At 47.9% G+C, this 24807-nt stretch carries 21 protein-coding genes; 8 read left to right on the top strand and 13 right to left on the bottom strand.

The annotated features are described in order from the left end of the window. Nucleotides 1-41 precede the first annotated feature (41 nt). The 7 genes from COW15_RS08155 to COW15_RS08185 form a co-directional block, all read right to left on the bottom strand. Complete coding sequence (locus COW15_RS08155) at nt 42-380, bottom strand: DUF2956 domain-containing protein (protein WP_293631671.1); 339 nt, start codon at nt 378-380, stop codon at nt 42-44. 94 nt (nt 381-474) lie between these two features. Beyond that, the gene (locus COW15_RS08160; RefSeq protein ID WP_293631672.1) at nt 475-1296 is read right to left on the bottom strand and encodes a heme ABC transporter ATP-binding protein; all 822 of its coding nucleotides are present in this window, start codon (nt 1294-1296) and stop codon (nt 475-477) included. Nucleotides 1297-1306: 10 nt separating this feature from the next. Further along, nucleotides 1307-2323, bottom strand: a complete 1017-nt coding sequence (locus COW15_RS08165; protein WP_293631673.1) for an iron ABC transporter permease — start codon at nt 2321-2323, stop codon at nt 1307-1309. Between the two features lie 55 nt (nt 2324-2378). After that, nucleotides 2379-3338, bottom strand: a complete 960-nt coding sequence (locus COW15_RS08170) for an ABC transporter substrate-binding protein (protein ID WP_293631674.1) — start codon at nt 3336-3338, stop codon at nt 2379-2381. 10 nt (nt 3339-3348) lie between these two features. Then, a complete protein-coding gene (locus tag COW15_RS08175; RefSeq protein ID WP_293631675.1) occupies nt 3349-3786 on the bottom strand; it encodes a biopolymer transporter ExbD in 438 nt (145 codons plus the stop codon). Beyond that, nucleotides 3783-4532, bottom strand: a complete 750-nt coding sequence (locus COW15_RS08180; RefSeq protein WP_293631677.1) for a MotA/TolQ/ExbB proton channel family protein — start codon at nt 4530-4532, stop codon at nt 3783-3785. Before COW15_RS08180 ends, COW15_RS08175 begins: the two co-directional genes overlap by 4 nt. Before the next feature lie 73 nt (nt 4533-4605). Further along, the gene (locus tag COW15_RS08185) at nt 4606-5436 is read right to left on the bottom strand and encodes an energy transducer TonB (protein WP_293631679.1); all 831 of its coding nucleotides are present in this window, start codon (nt 5434-5436) and stop codon (nt 4606-4608) included. Nucleotides 5437-5705: 269 nt separating this feature from the next. On the opposite strand from COW15_RS08185, the gene COW15_RS08190 reads away from it, so the two are divergent. The 4 genes from COW15_RS08190 (at nt 5706) to COW15_RS08205 (ending at nt 11084) form a co-directional block, all read left to right on the top strand. After that, nucleotides 5706-7805, top strand: coding sequence for a TonB-dependent hemoglobin/transferrin/lactoferrin family receptor (locus COW15_RS08190; RefSeq protein ID WP_293631680.1), 2100 nt, complete (start codon nt 5706-5708; stop codon nt 7803-7805). Nucleotides 7806-7828: 23 nt separating this feature from the next. Then, complete coding sequence (gene hutX, locus COW15_RS08195) at nt 7829-8419, top strand: heme utilization cystosolic carrier protein HutX (protein ID WP_293631681.1); 591 nt, start codon at nt 7829-7831, stop codon at nt 8417-8419. Between the two features lie 39 nt (nt 8420-8458). After that, entirely contained in the window at nt 8459-9016 is a 558-nt protein-coding gene (gene hutZ, locus COW15_RS08200; protein ID WP_293631683.1) for a heme utilization protein HutZ, read from the top strand. A 211-nt stretch (nt 9017-9227) separates the two neighbouring features. Next, nucleotides 9228-11084, top strand: a complete 1857-nt coding sequence (locus COW15_RS08205) for an ABC transporter transmembrane domain-containing protein (RefSeq protein WP_293631737.1) — start codon at nt 9228-9230, stop codon at nt 11082-11084. 59 nt (nt 11085-11143) lie between these two features. On the opposite strand, the gene COW15_RS08210 is transcribed toward COW15_RS08205, so the two are convergent. The 3 genes from COW15_RS08210 to COW15_RS08220 all read right to left on the bottom strand — a co-directional run bounded on the left by COW15_RS08210 (nt 11144) and on the right by COW15_RS08220 (nt 16151). Further along, the gene (locus COW15_RS08210) at nt 11144-12745 is read right to left on the bottom strand and encodes an AMP-binding protein (protein ID WP_293631685.1); all 1602 of its coding nucleotides are present in this window, start codon (nt 12743-12745) and stop codon (nt 11144-11146) included. Nucleotides 12746-13065: 320 nt separating this feature from the next. Further along, nucleotides 13066-14514, bottom strand: coding sequence for a cytochrome c oxidase accessory protein CcoG (gene ccoG / locus COW15_RS08215; protein ID WP_293631687.1), 1449 nt, complete (start codon nt 14512-14514; stop codon nt 13066-13068). Nucleotides 14515-14687: 173 nt separating this feature from the next. After that, complete coding sequence (locus COW15_RS08220) at nt 14688-16151, bottom strand: sigma 54-interacting transcriptional regulator (protein ID WP_293631689.1); 1464 nt, start codon at nt 16149-16151, stop codon at nt 14688-14690. 367 nt (nt 16152-16518) lie between these two features. Here COW15_RS08220 and COW15_RS08225 point away from each other — a divergent pair, with 367 nt between their 5' ends. The 3 genes from COW15_RS08225 to COW15_RS08235 all read left to right on the top strand — a co-directional run bounded on the left by COW15_RS08225 (nt 16519) and on the right by COW15_RS08235 (nt 21684). Beyond that, nucleotides 16519-19104 (top strand): TonB-dependent receptor, encoded by a 2586-nt coding sequence (locus COW15_RS08225; RefSeq protein ID WP_293631691.1) that lies wholly within the window; start codon nt 16519-16521, stop codon nt 19102-19104. 309 nt (nt 19105-19413) lie between these two features. Beyond that, entirely contained in the window at nt 19414-20955 is a 1542-nt protein-coding gene (locus COW15_RS08230; protein ID WP_293631693.1) for a peptidase S10, read from the top strand. A gap of 114 nt (nt 20956-21069) precedes the next feature. Continuing rightward, complete coding sequence (locus COW15_RS08235; protein ID WP_293631695.1) at nt 21070-21684, top strand: LysE family translocator; 615 nt, start codon at nt 21070-21072, stop codon at nt 21682-21684. 84 nt (nt 21685-21768) lie between these two features. On the opposite strand, the gene COW15_RS08240 is transcribed toward COW15_RS08235, so the two are convergent. Next, entirely contained in the window at nt 21769-22089 is a 321-nt protein-coding gene (locus tag COW15_RS08240; RefSeq protein WP_293631696.1) for a DUF3144 domain-containing protein, read from the bottom strand. A gap of 75 nt (nt 22090-22164) precedes the next feature. Further along, entirely contained in the window at nt 22165-22719 is a 555-nt protein-coding gene (locus tag COW15_RS08245) for a prepilin-type N-terminal cleavage/methylation domain-containing protein (protein ID WP_293631697.1), read from the bottom strand. Nucleotides 22720-22889: 170 nt separating this feature from the next. Between COW15_RS08245 and ung the strand changes: the two genes are divergently transcribed. Beyond that, complete coding sequence (gene ung, locus COW15_RS08250; RefSeq protein ID WP_293631698.1) at nt 22890-23555, top strand: uracil-DNA glycosylase; 666 nt, start codon at nt 22890-22892, stop codon at nt 23553-23555. Between the two features lie 75 nt (nt 23556-23630). Here ung and ispB read toward each other — a convergent pair whose 3' ends face one another. Next, entirely contained in the window at nt 23631-24602 is a 972-nt protein-coding gene (gene ispB / locus COW15_RS08255) for an octaprenyl diphosphate synthase (protein WP_293631738.1), read from the bottom strand. Nucleotides 24603-24807 lie beyond the last annotated feature (205 nt).

Below are 24807 nucleotides of genomic sequence, written 5' to 3' on the forward strand. Positions count from 1 at the left end.
TCATTTTGAATAACCCGTTATTAAGCCGATACCACCACTAATCAAGAGCAATATGCTGCAAATCCAATCCAACTTAAGAGTAAGAGTGCGATGGCAACCCAAGTGGCGCTGGTAAACTGGCCTTGGGGAGCAAGATGTTCGGTAAAAGTATCCGCATCTTCGTCTTCAGTTGCTGGGCGTGATTTTGCTTTCAACTGTTGTTTACGGAACTTATCCCGTTCGCGGGCTTTGGCTTTTTGAAGTTTCTTGTATTCGGCTATGCCTTTTTCAATCCCTTGGGCGATGAGTTTAGTTTGCTCTTTAGTTTGTCCCGGTCTTTGGGTGGCCTTGGCTGCGGCTAAGGCCTCTTGTTGAGTTTCGCTTGAGATACTGGGTTTCATCTAGTTCCTACTTGGGCTGTACGGGCTAAAAGTCTACTCGCGCCGATTATAGCCATATTCTGAGATAAAACTCAGGGCCAATATCTTCATTTCACTAAAAAATTAGCGGATGTCCCCCCTTGGGAGCGGGAACATACACAGGTTCGTAATCCCAAACTTGGCGTATGGTCTTAACCGATAAGGCCTCACTAGGCTTGCCTTCACTCACTATTTGCCCTTGTTTTAACACCAGAATTTGATCGCTATAACGGGCTGCTTGATTAAGGTCGTGCAGTACTAAGACCACAGTATAAGCCTGTTCATGGGCTAACCGCTGGGCCAGTTCCAGCACTCTGTGCTGCTGGGCAAGATCCAATGCCGAGGTGGGCTCATCCAGTAATAGTATGGGCGGGAACGGCGATTGACTGAGCTGAGTCAAGACGCGGGCGAGCTGGACTCGCTGTTTCTCACCGCCGGATAGGGTCGGGTAACTGCGCTTAGCAAGATGAGTTAAGCCCACTTTTGCGAGTTGCTCGGCAACGAGAGTTTCCCCATCTTTGTAATTGAGGGTTAAGGGATACAAACCCATGGACACCACTTCTGACACCGCAAAAGGGAAGGTAAGGCTGGCGTGCTGCGGCAGTACTGCCAAGGATTTTGCCAGTGCCGCCCTTGGCCAATCACCCAAGGGAATATTGCCCAGTTTTATACTCGAAGAGGGCGTTTTTATCTCTTGGCACAATGCCTTAAGTAGAGTGGATTTTCCCGCACCATTGGGGCCAAGCAAGGCGGTGATAGCGCCAGACTGAAATTGAACATTAATATCGCTAAGTACGCTTTTTTGCCCAATAGAAACATTAAGACCGCAGACACTGAGCTTAAGGTCGGGCGCTGGATTGATGGCTGAATGCGCTCGACTCGAATGGGTAGTTATCATAAACAGAGACTCAGACTAACTTGCTACGTTGTTGTAGCAGTAAATAAATAAAGAAAGGTGCACCAAGGAGTGCGGTTACAAGTCCGACGGGTAACTCTGCTGGGGGCAAAAAGGCGCGGGCGCCGATATCGGCCAGCGCTAAGAGGGCGGCGCCTAAAAGTGCACTGGTAGGTAAGAGTCGTTTATGGTCTGGCCCTAACATCATGCGCACTAAATGCGGCACAACTAAGCCAATAAAGCCGATAATCCCGGTAGCGGCCACACTCACCCCCACGCCTAAGGCGCAGAGTAAAATCAGCCTTAGTTTAAGCCTGTCCACATCTATCCCTAGATGTCTGGCCTCGGCCTCGCCAAGGAGTAAGGCATTGAGCGCCGTGGCATCTTGGCGAAAGCGCCAACTAAGCAGGGCTAAGGAGACTAAAGATAGGCTGACATAGATCCATTGTGCACCCGCAATTGTCCCCATCTGCCAAAGGGTTAAATCACGCAGCGCTATATCGTTAGCAAGATAGGTTAACACCCCTATCCCTGCACCAGCCAGTGCCGCTATGGCTACCCCTGACAGTAATAGCAATACGACCGATGTCCCCGTTGGACCGTTGGCGAGGCGATAGACGACCAGAGTCGTGATTAACCCTAAGGCAAAGGCGCTCATGGGGATCATTAATGGACTGGCATTGGGTAGCAACACAATACAAAGGGCTGCGCCCAGTGCCGCACCGGATGACACGCCTATAATGCCGGGATCGGCCAAGGGATTGCGAAAAAGTCCCTGCATCACAGCGCCACACTGGGCGAGCGTGGCTCCGACCGCCATAGCCAAGAGTGTTCGAGGTAAACGAACATTGTTGATCACTAGCTGTTCATGGGGAGCAATATTGCCCACATTTTGTTGGGTGGCCCAGTTAAACACCGCACTTAAGGCGTCGATTAGGCTAATGCTCACAGGGCCAGTACTGACCGAGAGCAGGCAACTTAAGCCGAGCAGTGCAAGGAGACTGGGCCAGAGCCAGCGGTTGAGCAACATCTTAGTTATCCTTTCCCATGGCGAATGGTTTTGCAAAAGTGATAGCCAGCATAAATTACTGGCCTTGACTGAGTAGGCTGTTGGCAAGGGTGTCGGCGGCATTAATGGCGCTGAGGCCTAAACCACCGAGTAAGGCTTGCGGTGTCAGGGGTTGGATATGGCCATTTTTACCCGCAGGGGTATGGGCGAGCAGCGGCATTTCCTTCAGCAGTTCTTGGGCGATTTGTTGACTGCTTTGCTCGTCCGGTTTATCGCTGCGTTTTGACAGCAAAATCAGGTCGGGTTGCAAAGACAAAATGCCTTCCTGGGATAGGGTTTTATAGCCATCAAAGTCGGCGATATTGCTTGCCCCTGAAAGCGCAATAATGGCGTCAGCGGCTGTGCCTTTGCCCCCGACCCGCGCACCTCGGCCCTCTTGCAGGAGCATAAAGAGGATTTTAGGTTGATGGTTGGAACCACTGATTTGTTGTTTTTTCAGCGCTAAATTCTGCAACTTCCCCTGAAGATCTTGCTTTAGTCTAATGGCGTTTTGCTGGCGCTGGAGTAGGTCGCCTAAAGTATCGATATTGCTCAACAGTTGAGCTTCATCCTTAGTCGCGGGTAATTGCACTACTGGGATTTGCGCCTGTTGTAGCACCCTGAGGGTGGTTTCTGGCCCCATCACATCCGAACCGATCACCAGCGTTGGTGAGAGGGCGATGATACCTTCGGCGGAGAGCATTCTATGGTAACCAAGTTTGGCAATATGGCCTAAGGTTTCGGGTACTAGGCTGGTGGAGTCTATGGCGACCAGTTGACTACCGGCATCGAGGGCCAGCACTAGCTCTGTCACCCCAGCGCCTGCGCTAACGAGTCTGGTATTGGGTTCTGCACTAAAGGCACTAGCCGAAACACACGCTGCGATAATGGCAATGGTTAATTTCCATTTTTTCAATGGATTAATATTATTTGTAGACACATCCCTAAGGGCTCTTAAGGTTCTGTTTAAGGGGAAGCGGATCGCTTGAAACAACATAGTTAAACTCCTAATGCTCCATTAAAATTTGAGTCTGGCCTATGGCCTGTGTCTGTAATAGCGCAAGCAATTGCATCAAGGGCTCCACGGGCGCGGCTTTATCGGCGGCAATGATGACGCTGGCCTCTGGCATGGATTTGAAACGCTGCTCAAATGCGGCGCTAAAGCTGGCTAAGTCACTAAAAGGTTCACCATTAATCGCCCAATGGGGTGAGGTCGCCATGATATTGATAGCAATAGAAGGCTTATTCTCAAGGGCCGTGATAGCGGCACTCGAACTCTGGGGCACATCAACGGGCAGACTCAGTAATTGGCTGTTTGCCGTTAGGAGTAGAAACACTAATACGATAAAAATAATGTCGATTAATGCGGTTAAATCGATACTCGGTAATGACTCTGCCGGAGTTATGCCCGCCTGAGAAAAGGAGGATTTATCGGTGCTTATCATGCCTGAGACCCTATGTTGGTCTTAAGCGCTGTGGGGCCATCAGCCTTTGTCTTGTCAATGCGAGCGAAGGCTTGATAATGATTTGTATCGATTGCAACCTCTTCCACACCCGCTAACCAAAGATTGAGTTGATTGAGTACATGGGCGGCGCGTTGGCATTGACCTTGGGCCCAGATCCCAAATAGATGGGCGGCGGTAATTGCGGGAACGGCAATAATCAGTCCCGCCGCCGTGGTGTTCATGGCAAGTCCTAGCCCGGCGCTCAGTTGCGCTGGGGTCACAGGGCCTTGGGATTGTCCAAGCTCGGCAAACATATCTATCAGTCCTAATACTGTGCCGAGCAGGCCGAGTAATGGGCTAATAATGCCGATCACCTGCAACAGTTTTAAACCAGCTTGTAAGTCCCGCTGCTGTTTGTTGAGCCATAGGCTGAGTAATTCTTCCCGCAATATTTTGGGCTGGTGGACTTGTTTCAGTAACAGGGTGGCGCCGCGGGCGAGTAGATCCTGCTGGGCACTGGTTTGCGCTATCAAAGCGTTGACGCTGTCGGTGTTAGGCTGTGAGGTTGAACTGCGTAGATTTTGTACCCAAGCCTGTTTTTTCGGCAGGATAACAAGCGCGCTTTGGTGCAAGAAAAGGGCACTTCGCTCGAGGCAGATCATGAGTGCTAGAAATGCACATAACAATAGCGGCCAAGTCAGTACGCCAAGTTGTGAGTGTAAAGAAGAAAAATCTGTCATGGGCATTAAGCCTCTCCAATCATGGGTTATTTCAGTTTGATAACTCGTTTTAAGGGCAAAAAAGTACTGTTAAGTCAGGCTAGTTGAGTGCAAAACGAATGGGAACTCTGACTTTGTAGTGGCTTGCTAGCCTTGGGGCCGGCGCTTCAAATTGCCAGGTTTCTACCGCATCGAGCGCCGCTTGATCGAGCAGGCTAAAACCCGAGCTTTTGACTAACCTGAGTGCCAGTTGCTCACCGAGTTCATTGAACATCACCTCAATTGTCGCCGTGCCCTCTAATCCTTTCTTGCGTGCTATCCGTGGGTAAGTGGGTTGGGGAGGTGGTGAAGTAAACACTGGCTTAGCCAACTCCACTATTTGGTTTTTTAGACCCTGAGCTTGGACACTGCTGCCTGCGACCTGGCTAATGGGGGGCGTCTCTGTTTTCTCTGTTGTTACAGTCTCTGCTACCACAGTGCTTGGCGTTAACTCTTTATCTGCAGAACGGCTGTTAGCCTCAGCGATATCAGCTGTTTGAGTCGTTGCAGTTGCGCTTAATTCTTTAAGCGGTTTTATCCCGCGGTTCGCTGCGTTATCGACAGGCTTAGGTTCGGGCTTATGTGCAAGTTTAGGTTCAGGTTTAGCCTCGGTGTCGGAGATATTTTTCACTCGCGGCTTAGTCTGCGCTATGGGAGCCACGCTGGCTTGAGGTGTGGCCTGTTTGGCTGCGGCGGCAAAATTAACGCTAACGCGGTTGACGCCAGTGTCCTGTGACGCCGCCTTCTGTGACGTCACTTTCTGTAACGTCACTTTCTGTAACATCATTGCCGAGTCAGACATTAACAGCGTTGTCGCAGGCTGAGAGGCGATAACCCCAGTTTGGATGGCAATCGTTAATGCGCCAAAGGCCAGATATCGTTTCGGTGTCACGGCAATCTCTTCTCCTGAAAATCGGCCTCTCGACGCTTAAAGCCATTTTGCTAATTAAGATACTTCAATATAAATAAGATCGCAAATGATAATGATTTCTATTTGATCTATTTAATTGTCTCAGGTAGAGTGCCTTCAATTGCTCGATTGGGCGCTTAAAAAAACAGCAAAGTCATTCAATGGCATTACTTTGAGAGCTTGATACCTAGGCAAAGTGGTGCGCAATTGAATTGGCTTGAGCTTACAAATTATCACTTGAGGATGAAGAGATGAGAAAAAAGCCGTTAGTGATCGCGATGGCACTGAGTGGTACGGCGCTAAGTTTTACGGCGTTAAGTTTTACGTTAGCGGCAGCGGAGAGTGTTCAACCTGTTATTCAACAGGATACGGATAACAAAACCGTGGCAACCGAGTTTGACGAAGTGTTAGTCAGCGCAACTAGGATCAGCGAAAAAGCCTCGGAAACCAGTCGCAGCGTCACCGTCGTCGGCGAAGAACAGCTCACCGTTGCTCAGGCCGCATCCGTGGCCGATGCCCTTAAAAATGAGGCCAATATCAATGTCACCAATGGACCTAGGGCATCATCCCAGGGGGTTGAGATCCGTGGTTTAAGCGGTGATAGAGTCCTTCAAACGATTGATGGTGCGAGACAAAATACCAGTTCGGGCCACAGAGGTTCCTATTTTATGGATCCTGAATTACTCAAGTCCATCGAAGTGCTGCGTGGTCCCGCCAGCAGTTTGTGGGGCAGCGGTGCCCTTGGGGGCGTCGTCGCCCAGAATACTAAGTCGGCGCAGGATTTTTTAGCCCCAGAGGAAAGCTTCGGCGGTTATCTTAAGCAAGGTTATGAAACTAATGGCTCCCGTACTAAAACCAGCGGTGCCATTTACGGTCAACAAGCCACTATTGACTGGCTGCTTAATGGTTCTTACTACGACTCCAACGACATCAACACCGGCAATGACGAAACCCTCAATAACAGCGCGTCCCAAGGCAGCAGTGGTTTAGCCAAGTTTGGTTGGCAGGCCGATGAGGCTTCACGCTTGGAATTGTCGGCAAGGGTCAACAAGTCTAATGAATTAGTGCCCAGTAATCCCTCGGCTGCCGTGAGTAGCTCAGTGCCCTTAGTGCGTCGTAAGACTGACGATCAAAACGTGACCCTCAACTACAGTTTGCATCCTGCCAACAATCCGTACCTAGATACTAAGGTGCAAGTGTATTGGAACAGCACCGACTACGATGAGGACAGAGTCACTAAAAATCAACTAGATAGTACTGAATATCGCACCGTTGGCGTTAATTTAAATAACAGCTCGCAGTTAGGAATAATTAAGCTGACCTATGGTGTCGATGGCTACCGCGATACTATCGAAACCGTTCGTGACGACAAGGGGCAGGCGGGTCAGCGTCCGGGGAATATCGATGGTGAGACTCAGGTTTGGGGCGCGTTTACCCGGGCCGATATCGAACTGACTCAAACCTTGAACCTCGATGCGGCATTGCGCTACGACAGCTTTAAGACTGACAGTAATAATTTAAACTTATCCTCCGATGACAATGAGTTATCCCCGTCACTCGGACTGATTTGGCAGACCCAAGCTTGGTTGACCCTAAGCGCACGTTACGATCAAGCCTTTAGAGCACCAACGGTGGAAGAAATGTTCTCCAGTGGAACCCATTACTGCATTCCGCCCATTCCCGGATTTTTACCCCAGGGTCTGTGTAACACCTTTGCGACCAATCCAGATCTAAAGTCTGAAACCGCACGGAATAAAGAAATCAAAGCGGATCTGCGTTTCAGTGATCTCGCCGGCGATGATGAGTTGGCGTTAACGTTCAATATCTTCCGCAACGATGTGGACGATTTTATCGTGCAGCAAGTGTCTAATCCTTGGCATGGTATTCCAGGGTTTGAGCAAACGACCTCGTGGAATAACGTCGAAGATGCGCAGCTAACGGGCTTTGAAGTGAGCGGACGTTACCGTATAGGCCAGACTCGCCTAGCGATGAATTATGGCCAAACCCATGGCGAAGACCGCCAAACGGGCGATGCTATCGAAGGTATCCCTGCCAATAAGTTTAATGTCGATTTATCCCAAGGCATTATGGATGGCGATATGAAACTGGGCACACGGGTGACCTATGTGGCAACGCAGTCGAACACCCCCGATGGCCATAGCGTGGCAGAGTACGATGATTACACCCTTTGGGATGTCTACCTTGCCTGGGAACCCACAATGGGTGTGATGTCCGGCGTGAGAGTCGATTTTGCCATTGAAAATATTGGTGATGAGCAATATCAGCAGGCCTGGCAAACCTTGTATCAACCGGGCCGTAATATGAAATTATCGGCGCGTTATATGTTCTAGGCCAAGCCATCAGGAGAAAGCGAATGCAGACGATACAAGATACTGGGGCAGATCCCGAACTCAGTGTGCCGAAAAATCCCAATGTGCCTCTAGCCCAGCTTGAAAAACAGGCAGAGCTGAGGCAAAGGTTTGAGTTACAAGCCGATTTAATGCCAGCGCAGCTTGCCAGCGAGCTAGGGCTCCCTGAGATGGAAGTGGTTGCCACATTGCCACCGGGGCAAGTAGTGTTTGTGCCTTTAACTCAGCTAGATACATTACTGCAAGCCTTACCCGAGTGGGGGACGCTTACCACGATAGTGATGCTTTCGGGCAGTGTATTTGAATTTAAAGGGGATTTTCCCCAGGGGAAATATGCCCACGGTTATTACAACCTCTACAGCAAGGGAGATGGGCTGCATGGCCACCTCAAACTAGAGGGGATGCGTGGTATCGCCTTGATCAGCCGCCCTTTTAGAGGCAGCGAAAGCCATTCGATCAACTTCTTCGGCAGCGAAGGTGAGGTGGTGTTCAAAGTGTATTTGGGTCGTGATAAGCAAAGAGCGTTGTTCCCTGAACAGGTTCGCCAATTTAAGGCCCTTGCAACCACCTTTGCCGCGGTACAAGCCACTCTCTAAATTGCAAGATTAACGTATTGTATTTAAGGAATATAACCAATGAAGCCTGAAATCACCGAACAGGAACAGCGCCTAAGGGACAAGTTACTACCCGAAATCGAAGCCTTTAAACAGCAGCGCGAGACCCTGCAACTGGCCACCATAGGCGCCGAAGGTCAACCCAATGCGAGTTATGCGCCATTTGCCTTGGCCGATGATGGTTTTTACATTTTGGTGAGCGATCTTGCCCGCCATGGACATAACTTAAAGCACTCATCTAAGGTTTCAGTGATGTTAGTCGAAGATGAAACAGCGGCTAAATCGGTATTTGCGCGCAAGCGTTTGACCTTCGATGCCGTTGCCGTGGTGATTCCCCGCGGCACGCCAGCCTTTAGTAAGGGCGTCAGTGTGCTATCGGCACGCTTTGGGGAAATGTCGGACAACCTTGCAGCATTGACCGATTTTAATCTCTATAAACTGGCGCCACATCAGGGGCTTTACGTGAAAGGTTTTGGTCAAGCCTTTAGTTTAACGGGTGCCGAATTGCTCGATGTAAATTGGCAGCGTGACGGTCACCATGGCACACCCAAAACCCCAGAGAATGTGCAAGTCGCTTAAGTTTTTCACTTAAGTTTCTTACTTTAGCGAGCTAAATAAACCCGCACAGGCTGCGGGTTTGTTTTATCCTTCTTCAGTAACACCCGCCTGAGCCCTTGAATTTACCCGCAGCAGGTCGCATGTTAACCATAAAGCGGCATGGTTAGCGGCTTTACGATTACCCCTAAAGGATGTCACCGTGGCCGAGCCAAGAGCAAAATCACCCGAACCCATCAAGATACAGTCATCACAGACGGATAAACCATCGTCTCGCCCTTTGCCTGAGGACTCCCTTAAGCCAACACTGGCTATCTCTGCGCGGCAAAGAGCCGTGCTACCTTGGATTGCAGGCTTTCTTAAACCCTATAAATGGAAAGTCGCCGCGGCAGTGCTATGCCTATTGATTGGCTCACTCGCTTGGTTGTCATTGGGCCAAGGTGTGCGCTTGATGGTCGATGAAGGCTTTGTAAGGGATAATGCGCAGCGACTGAATGAAATCATATTGTTAGTGCTCGGGATTACCGCGGTCAGTGGCACAGCTGTGTTTTGCCGCTTCTATTTGATGACTTGGTTGGGTGAGCGGGTCAGCGCCGATATTCGTCTTACTGTTTACAATCAACTGCTTAAACTATCACCCGCCTTTTACGCTAAGGTGCGCACTGGTGAAGTGATCTCTCGCTTTACCGCCGACTCTACCTTACTACAAACCGTGGTGGGTTCGAGTTTGTCCATGGCGCTGCGTTCGGGAGTGACTGTGCTTGGCGGTTTAGTCATGATGGGGATCACCAGCGTTAAGATGACCTTATTAGTGTTATTGGCTGTCCCCTTAGTGCTAGGGCCAGTGATTTTTTTCGGTCGCAAGGTACGCGTGTTAGCACGGGAAAGCCAAGACAGGGTTGCCGATCTCGGTGCCTATGTCGATGAAACACTCCATGAAATCCATACGGTACAAGCCTATGGCCACGAAGATAAAGACCGTAGCTTATTCAATACCCGCGTCGAAGATGTGATGTCCGCGGCCAGTGGTCGCATTCGTTACCGTGCCTTGCTGATTTCATCCGTGATGTTTTTAAGTATCGCCGCGATTGCCATGGTGACTTGGGTCGGTGCCCACGATGTGATGGCGGGTAAGATGACGGGCGGTGAGCTATCGGCCTTTATGTTTTACGCTGTGATGGTCGCGGGCGCCGTAGCGACCATTAGCGAAGTGATAGGCGAGATCCAACGGGCCTCCGGCGCCGCCGAGCGGTTAATCGAACTGGCTGAAACACAAGTGGATATTCCCCTTGCGGCGAATCCTGTGACTTTACCCGCCAAGGTCAGTGGCGAGTTAGTGATAGAAGGGCTCAACTTTACCTATCCAGAGCAAGAAACCTTAGTGCTAAAACAGCTCAATATGGCTATTACCGCGGGTGAACGGGTTGCCTTAGTGGGACCAAGTGGCGCGGGTAAGAGCACCTTGTTCCAGTTATTGCAGCGCTTTTATGTGCCTGGCGTTGGCAGTATTCGGCTGGAAGGGATTGATATTGCTAAGCTTCTGCCACAGGAACTGCGGGCGCAGTTTGCTCTGGTGCCGCAGGACTCGGTGATTTTTGCGACCAATGTACTTGAAAACGTGCGCTATGGCCGAGTCGATGCGACCGAGCAAGAAGTCATAGATGCCTGTATCGCGGCCCGTGCCCACGAGTTTATTAGCGAGTTTACTGACGGTTATCAAACCTACTTAGGCGAGCGTGGCGTGCGACTTTCTGGTGGGCAGAAGCAGCGGATCGCCATAGCGCGGGCGATTCTAGCCGACAGACCGATATTGTTACTCGATGAGGCGACCAGCGCCTTAGATGCGGTGAGCGAGCAGAAAGTGAAGCAAGCGCTGGACGTATTGATGGCGGGCAAAACCACCTTAATTATTGCCCATCGCTTATCGACGGTAATCAATGCAGATAGGATTTTTGTCTTCGATAAGGGCGAGATTGTTGCCTGCGGTCGCCACCAAGAGTTGATGCAAACCAATGCCTTATATCGTGAATTTGCCAGTCTGCAATTGTTAACCGAAGAGGCCAATACCAGCGCTTTGAATGATATTGTCTAAGCAACAATCGACCCAGTCGCTAGCTGAAATCCTCAGACTAGCTACTGGGTATGTTGTTTTTATGCTTTGTCTTTTAACTCGCGGCGCAGAATTTTACCGACAGTGCTCTTAGGTAATTGCGTCATAAATTCAATTATTTTGGGCAATTTATAGCCTGCTAATTGCCCGCGGCAATAGGTTAAAATAGCCTCTTTAGCCTGTTGCTGATCTTGGCTGTCATCCTTGAGCACGATAAAGGCTTTGACCGCTTCGCCCGAATGTTCATCTTTTACGCCCACCACGGCACACTCAATGATATTTGGATGACTGGCTAATACATTTTCTACCTCATTGGGATAAACGTTAAAGCCCGAGACTATGATCATATCCTTTTTGCGATCAACAATTTGATGGAAACCTTCAGCGGTTGCAATAGCAATGTCGCCGGTTTTGAAGAAACTATCTGCGGTCATTACATTGACGGTTTCCTGTGGGTTATTCCAGTATCCGAGCATCACCTGAGGGCCGCGGACGGCGAGTTCCCCCGCCGTACCTAAGGGCACTTCAAGGTTGTTTTCATCTAAAAGTTTAACTTCGGTGCCAATCACAGGTTTACCAATAGTGCCCAGTTTTTGATAACCGGGCGCATTGAGTGAGATCACTGGCGAAGTTTCAGATAATCCATAACCTTCACTGATCATATTGCCCGTGGTCTGCTGCCAAATATTCGCCGCCGCGGCCGTGAGTGCGGTACCGCCCGAGATAGTGATTTTTAAGTGGCTAAAGTCCAGCGCCTTAAACTCGGGTTGATGGCATAGGGCGACAAACAGAGTATTGAGTCCGGCAAATCCAGTGAAGGGATATTTGGCGAGTGTTTTAATTAAGCCAGCAATATCCCGTGGATTTGGAATTAATACCGAGCAACCGCCGCTCTCGAAATACAGCACTAAATTCACCATAAAAGCGTAAATGTGGTAAATCGGCAGCGGTGCAACGAAGATATCTTCGCCTTCGGTGATCACACTGCCAATGCGGGATTTGACCTGTGCCGCATTGGCGAGCATATTGCCATGGGTCAACATGGCACCCTTGGATAACCCTGTGGTGCCCCCCGTGTATTGCAGGGCCGAGAGGTCATCGAGTTTAGGATTTAAGCGGATGAAGGGCAGTTCGGCCCCTTGTTTTAAGAGCTGGCAAAACTCCACATTCTTAAGACCCGTCTTAGGCTGCACATGTGGATCGATTAAATCTAAAGGGTGGGTGGAGATGACGAGTTCTATTTGGGTACTGTCGATGACCTTGGCTAAGGTCGGTAATAGGTCGGATAACACGACTAAGGCTTTAGCACCAGAATCATTGAACTGATGGATAAGCTCACGTTCAGTATAGAGTGGATTAGTGTTAACTAGGATAAGCCCCGCCCTGAGTGCGCCGTAGGCCGCGATAACAAATTGGGTAATATTGGGCAATTGAATGGCAATGCGATCGCCGGGTTTTAGGTCAGTTTTATGCTGTATATAGGCGGCAAAGTAACGTGAATCGCGTTCTATCTCATTAAAACTGCTGGTTTTACCAAGACAGGCATAGGCGGGTTTATCGCCATAGCGTAGGCTGGTTTTCTCGATGAGATCGACGAGTGATGAGTAGTTGAGTTTGAGTTGGGAGTCTTGATCGTATGCCATGCTGAACTACCTCAAAGATGATGTTTATTAGTTGTTATTATTCGGAATTAAACAGATGTTTAGGTTAGAGGTTGTTAGCACTTAAGGTCAATGCTTATCGTGAAAAACATCGCTATGCCAAGAAAGGTATCTTTATGTAACAAATAGCCTTTTTACTCTAAAGTATAGGCTTAACTATAGCTTAAGTTTGAGCTTCTTGATGCGCTGCAGTGTGGGTTTACGGCGCTTAGATTTACGACGCTTGGGTTTATTCCCCAAGCGCCGATTACGGTTAATATAGATTTGCTTTGGCTGTGATATTAATAGCTAAAGGCCTAATACTAAGGGCTAAAGAACCCGGTTTCTTGACTAACCTGTTGCTTTGGTTCTTGAATATCCGTTACCAAGAATTGGATCATTTTGCGTCCCGAGGGGATGGCATCCTTATCGGCTAATACTGTGACAGGATAGTCCACCTGTTCACCCGCGGCCAAGGTAATAATAGGTTCGGCAATGAGACTAAAGGGCATTTCACTCAGCACCGCGACTCGATATTGCTTGATTTGCTGCGTCTTATTGCGGATTTTCAGTTGATAGGTATTTTCGACTTTATTATCCGTTGTTTCGCGATACAGACTCTGACGATCACGAATAACGTTAAGCTGGATCTCGCTGCGGCTATTTAAATCCAAACTTATCACTATGAGCATAATAACTACCGCCGCGCCGTAGCCTAAGAAACGCGGCGAGCGCCAATAGGAATAGCTCACGCCCTTAAGATCATTTTCACTCATGTAGCCGATAAGGTTCTGTTTATAATCGAACTTCAACATGGTCTCATTACAGGCATCGACGCAGGCGCCACAGTTGATACACTCGTATTGCAAGCCATTACGAATATCGATCCCCGTGGGGCAAACCTCAACACAGAGATTGCAGTCGACACAATCACCTAGATTACTCTCTCTGTGATGACTTTCTTGCTTACGTTTACGCGGGCCGCGGGATTCACCGCGCTGGGTATCATAGGTCACTGTCTTAGTATTGGCATCGAACATGACGGCCTGAAAACGCGCATAGGGGCAGCAATGCAAACACATCTGTTCACGCATCCAACCCGCATTGAGGTAAGTGCAAATGGCGAAAAACCACACCCAGCTCGTCACCCAGAAGCTGGCATTGCCAGTGAATATTTCCAGATAGAGTTCGCGGGCAGGAATAAAATAGCTGATAAAACCACAACCCGTGAGCAGAGCGGCGAATCCCCAGAGTAGGTGCTTTGCACTGCGCTTGCCGAGTTTAATGCTGGTCAAAGGGGCTTTATCGAGTTGTTTACGTTTATTGCTGCTGCCTTCGATGCGCGTTTCTATCCACACATAGATAAAGGTCCACGCGGTTTGTGGGCAAAGATATCCGCACCAGACTCGGCCCCAGAATACGGTAATAAAGAATAGGCCGAAGGCGGCGGCAATAAAGATCCACGCTAATAGCGTAAAATCCTGTGGCCAGAGCGTGATCCCAAAAAAGAAAAATTGCTGCTTGTCTACATCTAAGAGTATTGCTTGGCGGCCATCGATGGAGATAAATGGTAACGCAAAAAACAGCATTATTAATAGGCTGTTCATCATAGTTCTAAGACGTTGAAAGTCGCCTTTTTGTTCACGGAAATGAATGCGACTAGAGCGATTCACTGCTGTGTTGGGCGGGGGGGAAATGTCCCTGATCGGAATATAGTGTTTGGCTGGAGCTGGGGGGGCATCCGCATTTGGGATGATGTCACTCTTTGGCATATCGAGGTCCTAACGACTTAAATAAGATTCGCCTCCCTATAGCAAGCGCTAGGCCAAGAATAAAATAAATTTAACTTGTTGATATTTATGAATAAAGTTTTATTTTGTATTTTCGCTTATCACGATATATCGCTAAGTGGCGATATATCGTGGATATAGGTGTGGAATGTAAATTAGTTGTCATGCGATAGACGCTGGATCCCCAGTTTTTTCATACGAGATCTTAAGGTGCTCGGCGGCACGCCTAGTACATTTGCGGCGCCCGCAGGGCCAGATATTCGCCAGTTCAATCGCTTAAGTGTTTGTTCTATATGAAGCGCTTCTGCTTCTGCCAGAGTGTGTGGCTGAAGGGATAAGTGGTTTGCTGGGGCATTGTCCGTAGGCATAGTATGAATATGCAGTATTTCTCCTTGGGAGAGAATGGCCTCGCGTTCGAGAATATTCTGCAGTTCGCGCACATTGCCTGGCCATGTGTAAGCCATGAGCTTTTGCAGCCCCTTTTGACTGACGCCGAGAATTTTTTTACCAAGTTTTCGATTGAGGTTATGCAGTATATGGCCGACGAGTTCGGGGATATCATCGAGCCTAGAGCGTAGCGGCGGCACTTGAATTGGGAATACATTCAAGCGGTAGTAAAGATCCATCCTGAATAATCCCTGTTCGACCCGCTTGAGCAGATCATGGTGGCTAGCGGCGACTAAGCGAATATCCACTTGGATGGTTTCGCTACCACCGAGGCGCTCGAAGGATTGTTCTTGGATGACTCGCAGCAACTTCGATTGGGCTTCTAAACTTAATTCGGCCACTTCATCGAGGAACAAAGTACCTTGGTGGGCCAGCTCGAATCGACCTTTGCGGCGACTGGTGGCCCCAGTAAATGCGCCTTTCTCGTGACCAAAGAGTTCACTTTCTAACAAAGATGCCGAAAATGCGGCGCAGTTAACACTGATCATAGGCTTGTCTTTGCGGCGACTCAATTGATGTAAGTTGCGGGCAACTAACTCTTTTCCCGTGCCATTTTCACCGCAAATCAACACTGTGCTATCGGTATTCGCGACCATATGCAATTGCTGGATCATATGGCGAATAACGGCACTATTGCCTGAAATATCCACATCACCTGTCTTATCGGCTAGTTCTGCCTGCAGGTAATGATTCTCCGAGGCGAGTCGTTCCGATAGGGCCTGTACTTGGGCTAATGCCTGACGTAGTGAGTGTTCGGTTTGTTTTTGAATGCTAATGTCGCGAAATATCGCGACTACACCAATGAGTTCATTGTTACGGTAAACGGGCGTGGAACTGTAATGCACGGGAAAACTGCTGCCATCCTTACGCCAAAACACATCATGGGTAATTTCACGGCTAATGCCATCCTTCAAGGTGTTGTAAATCGGACAATCTTCCTGGGGATAATGGCTGCCATCGGCATGGCTATGGTGGTGGCAATTGTGGATATTTTTACCCAGTAATTCCTCATTTTTCCAACCTGTCATGCGTTCGGCTGCCGGATTGATAAAGACCGCATTTCCATTTAAATCAAAACCATAAATACCTTCGCCTACGGCATTGAGCAGCAATTGGTTCTCTGGCAGAAAATGTTTATCCAGTGGTTGTTTGGGCTCGGATGGTAGCGTCATGGATTAGGGACCAAAGTAGCAGATTAGTGCTCGAGTATATCCTGATAATCCAGCTCACGATATATCGTGTGCCATTGGATCTATAAAACTCACTTGCACTCGGTGAATCGTTGTGAGATGTCGCGGTATAAAGTTTATAGCACTGCCAACTGTAAAAAAGATTGCTTCTTAGCTCATTGATATCTAACAAAATAGTTTTTAAATTGCCAAAAAGTTGTATTTATTACTGGAGAATGCATTTATTTTGTTATAAGAATGTTTCTGTTATGTGAAATAACTTGTGTTGACCACAGTTGCAGATTTTAGGGATCAAAATCGGATCGAGCAGGTCAGGTATTCTAAAAATAATAAGCAGGTGGGATGAGTAATGATGACCTCAAAAAAGCAAAAGTTTGGATTGAGTGCGGTTAGTCTGGCAATCACTCTGGCACTGTCTGGTAGTTTAATGAGTCAACAGGCAATGGCAGAAGAAGATGACACAGCCGTTAAAAATGACAATGTCGAGAAAATTGCGGTTGTAGGTTCCCGTGCTGCTCCACGCTCGATCGGCGATTCCCCCGTGCCTATTGATATCATCAGTAGTGACGACCTTAAGAAGAATGGTTCGACTGATATGATAGATATGTTGGTCACTTCTATCCCTTCTTTTAACTCTCGTGCTCAACCTATCAGCGATGCCGCAACTTTAGTCCGTCCCGTTAACCTACGTGGTCTGCCATCCGACAGTACCTTAGTGCTAGTCAATGGCAAGCGTCGTCACCGCGCAGCTGTGATTGCCTTCCAGGGCGGTGGTATTAACGATGGTGCTCAAGGTCCTGATATTTCTGTTATTCCTGGGTCCGCATTGAAACAAGTTGAAGTATTGCGTGATGGCGCTGCTGCGCAGTACGGTTCGGATGCGATTGCTGGGGTAATGAACTTTGTTTTAAAAGATAATTCCGAGGGTGGCTCCATCACAGTGACCCAGGGAGAATATTACGAGGGTGACGGTGCCACGACCACGGTCGAAGGCGATGTCGGTTTACCGCTGACGGATAATGGCTTTGTTAACTTAAGCTTCCAGTATAAAAATGCCGATGCGACCAGTCGAAGTGTGCAGCGGCCCGATGCGGCTAACTTAACTGAACAAGGTAATACTTTCATTAATGACCCCGCTCAAGTATGGGGCAATCCTGAAATCAATGATGACTATTCGGTCTTTATCAATTCGGGCCTAGACATTAATGCCAATATGCATGCTTATGCCTTTGGTAACCTGTCATCCCGCGATGCTGTGGGGGGATTTTATTATCGTAATCCGCAGGATCGCAGTAATGTGTATACCCCTCCAGAAGGCGGTAACTTATTAGTCGGAGCTATAAATGGTGATCAATCGTCTTGCGTGCTAGTGCCAATTCCTAAAAATGCGGACGGTTCTGATGGCAACGTGTTAGATACAGACGCATACAAGGCGATGGTTGCCGATCCCAATTGTTTTGCTATGAACCAAATTTTCCCCGGTGGTTATACACCGCAGTTCACTGGGACCATTGAAGATATGTCCTTCTTCGCCGGTGTAAAGGGCGATATCGGCGAGTGGAATTACGATTTCAGCGCCGGTACGGGGAGTAACAAAGCCAGCTTCGGCCTTAAAAACTCGTTAAACCCATCATTGGGATTAGATACCCCAACTGATTTTGATACCGGTGCCTATGAGCAAGTTGAAACCACAGTTAACCTCGACTTCTCGCGTTTTATTACCTTAGGCGGCATCGAAGACATTAGTTTTGCTTCTGGTTTTGAATGGCGTAATGAGTCATTTGAGATTTTTCAAGGTGATGAAGCTTCTTGGATTGCCGGTCCCTATGCCGAGCAAGGATTCAGCATAGGCTCGCATGGATTTAAAGGCTTTGGCCCTGAGTCTGCGGGTAAAAATTCCCGTCACAATATTGGTATTTATACGGATTTAGAAGCCTATTTAAATGATGACTGGTTACTCGGTTTAGCGCTGCGTTACGAAGACTTCTCTACCTTCGGTGATACGTTAAATTACAAGCTGACGGCGCAGTATGCTGCGACAGATGAGTTGTCATTCCGCGCTTCACACAGCACGGGCTTTAGAGCGCCAACTGTGGGCCAAGAAAACGTTGTCAACACGCAGACATCGATTATTGATGGCCAGTTGATCCAGACCTTTATAGCACCACCCACCGATCCGCTTGCGGCATTCTATGGCGGGGAAGTGTTAGAGCCTGAAGAGTCTGTAAGTTATGCATTAGGTGCAGTATACGAGTATGAAGACTTTTTCTTAACAGTCGATTACTACAATATTGCCGTTGAGGGGCGTATTGCTCAGTCGAGTAAGATTGATGTTAAAGCTGAAGACTATGATGCGTTGCGGGCGGCGGGGGTTGAGTTCCCTGAGTTAATTCAAGGGGTAAGTTATTACACCAACGACTTCGATACCACGACTCAAGGTATCGATATCGTCGCCTCCTATGATGCGGAAATTTTATCAGGAAATGCTAAATTCAGTCTTGCCTATGGTTGGACCGATACTAGTGTTGATAAATACGATCCTGAGACTACAGATGAGGGTAAAGTGCGTCGATTAGAGGATGGTATTCCTGCCCACCGTGCAACTTTAACCTGGGCTCAGTCTTGGGATAAGTTAAGTATGTCACTGCGGGGTAATTACTATGGCGAATACTATGCAACCCATGCCGATGATACCTCTGATTGGGGCTCTGAGGTCGCGGATTCAGCTGTGACTGTCGATCTTGAAGTCAGTTATGAAGTACTCGATGGGCTCACGCTGGCCGTGGGGGCTAACAACCTATTCGACCAAGAAGCGCAAAAGCTGAAAATGGGTGATGATTACGCCTATGGTCAATTGGGTGGTGTGTATTATGAGAGTGGACCATTCGATTATAACGGCGGCTACTACTATGGCCGGGTGAACTATCGTTTTTAAGTGAACCGTTTTTAAGTGAACCGTTTATAGAAGCGATTTCTAACCCACCTTTCAAGAAATAGCGCTTTTATAAATTTGAAGTGAAGTAAGCAAAAAAGGCTGCTCTGCAGCCTTTTTTATTGCAGTAATTCACGGGCCTGTGCCGCTGCTATGGCATTGAGTTCGCCAGCAATGGTGAATTTTCGGACTACCAGCATATGAAAGCCCATAGGTCCTTTGACGCATTCAGTTGCAATTGTGTTTTTGCGCCTATCGCGCACTCTTTGTAAGCTTGGGCAGATTATAAATAACACCAATAAAGGAAAGATGATGACAAGCCTAAGATGCGGTAACAGATTGTTTAACATGCAATTTTTGTATCTGCTGGTGCCATTATTTCTGCTTTTTTCAGCCTTAGGCCATGCTGAACCCAGTAAAAAGGTAGAGGATAAGGCTGACAAGATTGTCCCTGAGATTGTCAAAACCGAGCATAAGATGACGATCCAAGGCGAGAAAATTAGCTATCAGGCGATAAGTGGTGAGACCATTTTAGAGGACGATAAGGGCGAACCGCTAGCGAGTATTTTTTCGATCACTTATTTACGGGATGACGTTAAAGACAACAGTAAACGCCCCGTGACTTTTATTTTTAATGGTGGCCCAGGCTCGGCATCACTCTGGCTGCATATGGGACTATTTGGCCCTAAACGTGTCGTCGTCCCTAGTGATGCCAAGGATGATGGCGCCGCGCCTTATCGCATTGAGCCTAATGATTATTCCATGCTCGATGAGTCAGACTTAGTGTTTATCGATCCCGTCGGCACGGGCTTTAGTCGTGCCTTAGGCGATAAGAAGGGGACCGATTTTTGGGGGGTTAAAGAAGATGCTCAGTCGATTGCCGAGTTTATTCGTCGCTGGTTGATTGAACATAAACGCTGGAACTCCCCCAAATACCTCGCGGGTGAAAGCTATGGCACTACCCGCGCCGCCGCTTTAGTGGATGAACTGCAGGGCGGTTGGACCGATATTTCGGTTAATGGGATTATGCTGATTTCATCTATTCTCGACTTTAGCCATGCGCGCTATCAGCCGGGTAATAACCAGCCCTATATTGGGTTTTTACCGACGATGGCGGCCACAGCGTTTTATCATAACAAGGTCAGTGATGCTGATAAGGCATTGGGGCTCGAGGCATTTATTGAACAGGCGCGTCAATTTGCGATTAAGGATTATGCCCTCGCGTTACTACAGGGGAGTCGTTTAGCACCCGCCGAATATCAAGCGGTGCGTAAAGATTTGGCACGCTTTACAGGCCTCAGTGAACACTATTTAGACAGAGTTAATCTGCGAGTGAGTGCCAGTCGCTACACTAAGGAACTACTTAAGGATCAAGATTTGACCATAGGCCGGTTAGACAGCCGTTATACGGGGAAAGATTATGACAGCGGTGGCGACTCGACCGATAACGACCCATCGGGGTATGGCATCGACGGTGCTTATACCGCGGCCATGCACCAATATCTGTATGACGATCTGGGCGTGACCTTATCCCGTCCTTTTAACGTGCTCTCCGTCGATGTCAACCGTGGCTGGAACTGGAATATCAGTGGTAAGCAGATGCATTATGTCAACGTCGCACCCTATCTCGGGCAGGCACAGCGTGAAAATAAAGATCTACGGATTTTTGTCGGTAACGGTTACTTCGATTTTGCAACGCCCTTTTTTGCTACCGAAAATACCTTTGCCGATAATGGTATAGATAATAGTCGAGTGAGCATGCATTACTATAAGGCTGGGCACATGATGTATATAGAGTCCGAGTCTTTAGCCAAGTTAGTGAAAGATATTCGGGCTTTCTATCATCCTCAATAGCGCTATTGACTACAGGCAGAGCCGATTAGAGTTAACGCTTCGATAGGCAAATGTTAGAATAGCAGCTTAGTTTAAGGCCCTGTGGAGGGCCTTTTTATTCCTTAAGGCACATAGATGAGTTTTAGTACTTGGTTAGGGTTATTGGCTATTTGTTGCTTGGGGGCGATGTCCCCTGGGCCGAGTTTAGCCATGGTGGTGCGCCATACCTTAGGGGGTGGGCGGGGCAAGGGCATAGTCTGCGCTTGGGCCCATTCGATAGGCATTGGGATTTATGCGCTGGTGACATTACTAGGCTTGGCCGTAGTCCTTAAAAAGGCGCCCTTAGTCTTTAATGGCATTGCGATTATCGGCGCTTTATATCTGGCGTGGATGGGGATCCAAGCCCTACGTTCAAACGGTGGAATGCAGGCAAAACTTGCCGCAGGGGAAGCGACGGATACACTGACAGCCGCCCGTGATGGCATCGCTATTTCGCTTTTTAATCCGAAGATTATGTTGTTTTTCTTAGCCTTGTTTAGCCAGTTTGTGATGGTGGCAGATAACCTGACGGGACAAGCACTGATAGTGTTAACTCCCCTAGTGGTCGATGGACTCTGGTATACCTTAATTGCGTTAGTCTTGTCCCATTCGAGTGTATTGCCTAGGCTGAGGGAAAAAGCGGGGTTGATTGATAAATTGTCTGGTGCGGTATTGATACTGTTAGCTATCCGTGTGGTGTACACACTCTAGTTATTTATTGTAAATCGTCTGTTTTAACTCATACGCCATCAATCGATGGCGTATTTATGCTATCACTATGTATTAAGGGCGTGATTAGCCTTTAAACATTTGCACTGAATGATCGGTTTCTTCTGCCACCGTTTCTTGGATAATAGGTGGATTCGCTATATGATCGTCTAAATTGTCACTCAGCATCTCTCTGAATTCACTGCTAAACCATTCTAGGGCACTGTCTTTTTCTGCGCCTAAATCCGCAGATTTGATTGCCGCCTCGAAGGCATTAAAACGCGCCGCAGCAAAACGCAGTGCAGTGCCGACTTTACCTACATCGCCTTCCTGCTGGCTTAGTTGATTGGCTAAGGCAATAAATTGATCGGCAAGTTCAAAAATGGTGGTGTTGCTCGCGTCCGTCATAGTGCTCACTCTGAAAATTAATACATTCTGATGGACGATTCTATCTTAATTAGCCTAAGAAGGGATCGTTAAGCATCAACTATTGGGATCTAGGTCGGTTGTTACAGTTCCGGTTCTAGAGTCGTAATAGATCGACAGTGTATTATTGGCCCGATAAAAGTAAGTGCATTGATTTGGGTTGATATAGCTGGCTTTGTAGTCGGTTTCTACGGCATCCACATTAAGGCGAGAGACACTGGGCTGGCTGTTTTGAAATAGTACTTCCCATACGGAGACACAATCTTCTACATTGTCTAAAACGGGTGAGGCTTCATTCCCGTAAATATAGTGCTGCGCAGGCCAGCCGAAGCTGTTGAAGTCGACTTGTTCGGATTGCGCCGTACCAAATACGGGTAAATCTTCTTTAGGTCCAGAGCCTACTTTTACTGCCCAGACTGAGTGTGCCAGATTTATTCCCGATTTAAAGCCACCACCTGTGGCTTTTACTGTCGAAATTTGAGCATCCTGCTGCACATTGATAAATTTAGGCAAAGCAACAACGGCTAAAATGCCGAGTACTATGATCACCACCACGAGTTCAATTAAGGTGAAGCCCGATTGATGTTGCTGGCTCAAGTTTGAAGTGGACATAGGATACAAACTGACAATATATAGTTGGCGGCACTATAGCACTTAATCTTGTTGTTTTTAAATCAAAATCATCTCTTATTGATTGAGAACGCACAATAAAATAACGCTTGGCTTGTTATTGTCGCCGCTGACTTTTAAGCTAAGCACATTGTAATTTGAGGATAATAACGGTGACTTTTTCGACTTGGCAGGATTTTATTGAAAATCAACGCGCACAACCCTATTACCAGCAACTTATTGCATTTGTGAATCAAGAACGGCAATTAGGCAAAGTGATCTACCCTCCCAAGGAAGATGTTTTCAATGCATTTAAAACGACGCCCCTAGAAAATGTACGAGTGGTGTTGATTGGTCAGGACCCATACCACGGCCCCAATCAAGCCCATGGTCTGTGTTTCTCTGTGAGACGTGGCATTAAGCCGCCACCGTCACTCGCTAACATGTACAAAGAGTTGGCCAATGATATTCCCGGGTTTCAGATCCCGAGCCATGGCGATTTAACCCAATGGGCGGAGCAGGGGATATTAATGCTCAATACGGTATTAACCGTTGAGCAAGGTCAAGCTCATTCCCATGCCAATGCCGGTTGGGAAGAATTCACCACCCAAGCGTTAGCATTGTTAAATGAGCAAGCAAGGCCGATTATTTTTGTGCTCTGGGGAAGCCATGCGATAAAGAAAGGCAAAGTGATCACCGCACCTCAGCACCAACTGTTATCGGGGCCGCACCCATCACCGCTATCCGCCTACCGTGGCTTTTTTGGTTGTGGTCATTTTTCTAAGGTGAATCAGTTGTTGGCTGTCAGGGGAGAAACCCCCATTCAGTGGCAAGTTTAAGCGTCGGTTAGCTTAATACTTAACAATAAAAAATGCCTTACACTGTAAGGCATTTTTATTTTATATCACAGTACCTTAGTGGTTGCGATCAACGGATATTTTCGCCAGTGAGATTAATGCGGTTTTAAAATCACTGTCCGGTAATACGGCGAGTGCTGCAATGGCCTTTTCAGATTCTTCAATGGCTTTTTGCTGAGTATAAGTTAATGCACCACAGTGATGTAATGCGGCCACAATTTTATCTATCGCTTGGGTTCCATCACCCTGTTCAATAGCGTGACGGATCAGTTGCTTCTCTTCCTCAGTACCATGGGTAATGGCATAAATAAGCGGCAACGTGGGCTTACCTTCGGCAAGGTCATCACCAATATTCTTACCTAACTCTTCACTATTGGCTGTGTAGTCGAGTAAATCATCGGTCAACTGAAATGCGGTCCCTAAATATTTACCGTAGTCGCCTAAGGCGATTTCTTGCTCTGGCGTCGCACCCGCTAGCACACCCGCAAGTAGAGTGGCCGCTTCGAATAATTTAGCCGTTTTGCAGTAAATCACCCGCATATAGCTTGCTTCAGTGGTGTCAGGATCATTGCAGTTCATTAATTGCAACACCTCACCTTCCGCCAGTACGTTAGTCGTATCGGCCAATACCCGCAGTACTCGCATACTATCGAGTTCGGTCATCATCTGGAATGAACGGGTATATAGGAAGTCGCCAACCAGTACACTGGCGCTATTGCCAAATAGAGCGTTGGCGGTTTCACGGCCACGCCTTAGGGTTGATTCATCCACCACATCATCATGTAATAAAGATGCCGTGTGAATAAACTCAATAATGGCTGCGAGTTTTAAATGTGCTTCGCCTTCATAATTTACTGTGCGAGCTGCGAGTACCGACAGTAAAGGACGAAGACGCTTACCACCACCATTGATAATGTAAAAACCTAGCTGGTTAATCAGGGCAACATCTGACTCAAGCTGTTTATATATCAGCTGATTGACTGCTTGCATATCAGTGTCAGCCAGTTGACGAATAGCGTTTAAATCCATAATAGACTCTGGTTGTGGGGCCATTACGTACCCGGCCTCTATTTTAGGCTCACGTGTTATATAGAATGAATTTTACCTAAAATTCTGACATATGACAGCACTAGCACTACTAATGTGCGAGTTATTCCGGCCTTTTTTTATTCTTTCCTAATTAGGGCTTGCCAGAAATAGATTCTTCGCGTAAACTCCGCGCCCATTGTCAATA

This window comes from Shewanella sp. CG12_big_fil_rev_8_21_14_0_65_47_15 (assembly GCF_002783505.1).
Lineage (GTDB): Bacteria > Pseudomonadota > Gammaproteobacteria > Enterobacterales > Shewanellaceae > Shewanella.

Excerpts from the sequence above, each read along its gene's own strand:
- COW15_RS08155 (WP_293631671.1), bottom strand. The coding sequence starts at position 380 with ATGAAACCCAGTATCTCAAGCGAAACTCAACAAGAGGCCTTAGCCGCA.
- COW15_RS08160 (WP_293631672.1), bottom strand. The coding sequence starts at position 1,296 with ATGATAACTACCCATTCGAGTCGAGCGCATTCAGCCATCAATCCAGCG.
- COW15_RS08165 (WP_293631673.1), bottom strand. The coding sequence starts at position 2,323 with ATGTTGCTCAACCGCTGGCTCTGGCCCAGTCTCCTTGCACTGCTCGGC.
- COW15_RS08170 (WP_293631674.1), bottom strand. The coding sequence starts at position 3,338 with ATGTTGTTTCAAGCGATCCGCTTCCCCTTAAACAGAACCTTAAGAGCC.
- COW15_RS08175 (WP_293631675.1), bottom strand. The coding sequence starts at position 3,786 with ATGATAAGCACCGATAAATCCTCCTTTTCTCAGGCGGGCATAACTCCG.
- COW15_RS08180 (WP_293631677.1), bottom strand. The coding sequence starts at position 4,532 with ATGCCCATGACAGATTTTTCTTCTTTACACTCACAACTTGGCGTACTG.
- COW15_RS08190 (WP_293631680.1), top strand. The coding sequence starts at position 5,706 with ATGAGAAAAAAGCCGTTAGTGATCGCGATGGCACTGAGTGGTACGGCG.
- hutX (WP_293631681.1), top strand. The coding sequence starts at position 7,829 with ATGCAGACGATACAAGATACTGGGGCAGATCCCGAACTCAGTGTGCCG.
- hutZ (WP_293631683.1), top strand. The coding sequence starts at position 8,459 with ATGAAGCCTGAAATCACCGAACAGGAACAGCGCCTAAGGGACAAGTTA.
- COW15_RS08210 (WP_293631685.1), bottom strand. The coding sequence starts at position 12,745 with ATGGCATACGATCAAGACTCCCAACTCAAACTCAACTACTCATCACTC.
- ccoG (WP_293631687.1), bottom strand. The coding sequence starts at position 14,514 with ATGCCAAAGAGTGACATCATCCCAAATGCGGATGCCCCCCCAGCTCCA.
- COW15_RS08220 (WP_293631689.1), bottom strand. The coding sequence starts at position 16,151 with ATGACGCTACCATCCGAGCCCAAACAACCACTGGATAAACATTTTCTG.
- COW15_RS08225 (WP_293631691.1), top strand. The coding sequence starts at position 16,519 with ATGATGACCTCAAAAAAGCAAAAGTTTGGATTGAGTGCGGTTAGTCTG.
- COW15_RS08230 (WP_293631693.1), top strand. The coding sequence starts at position 19,414 with ATGACAAGCCTAAGATGCGGTAACAGATTGTTTAACATGCAATTTTTG.
- COW15_RS08235 (WP_293631695.1), top strand. The coding sequence starts at position 21,070 with ATGAGTTTTAGTACTTGGTTAGGGTTATTGGCTATTTGTTGCTTGGGG.
- COW15_RS08240 (WP_293631696.1), bottom strand. The coding sequence starts at position 22,089 with ATGACGGACGCGAGCAACACCACCATTTTTGAACTTGCCGATCAATTT.
- COW15_RS08245 (WP_293631697.1), bottom strand. The coding sequence starts at position 22,719 with ATGTCCACTTCAAACTTGAGCCAGCAACATCAATCGGGCTTCACCTTA.
- ispB (WP_293631738.1), bottom strand. The coding sequence starts at position 24,602 with ATGGATTTAAACGCTATTCGTCAACTGGCTGACACTGATATGCAAGCA.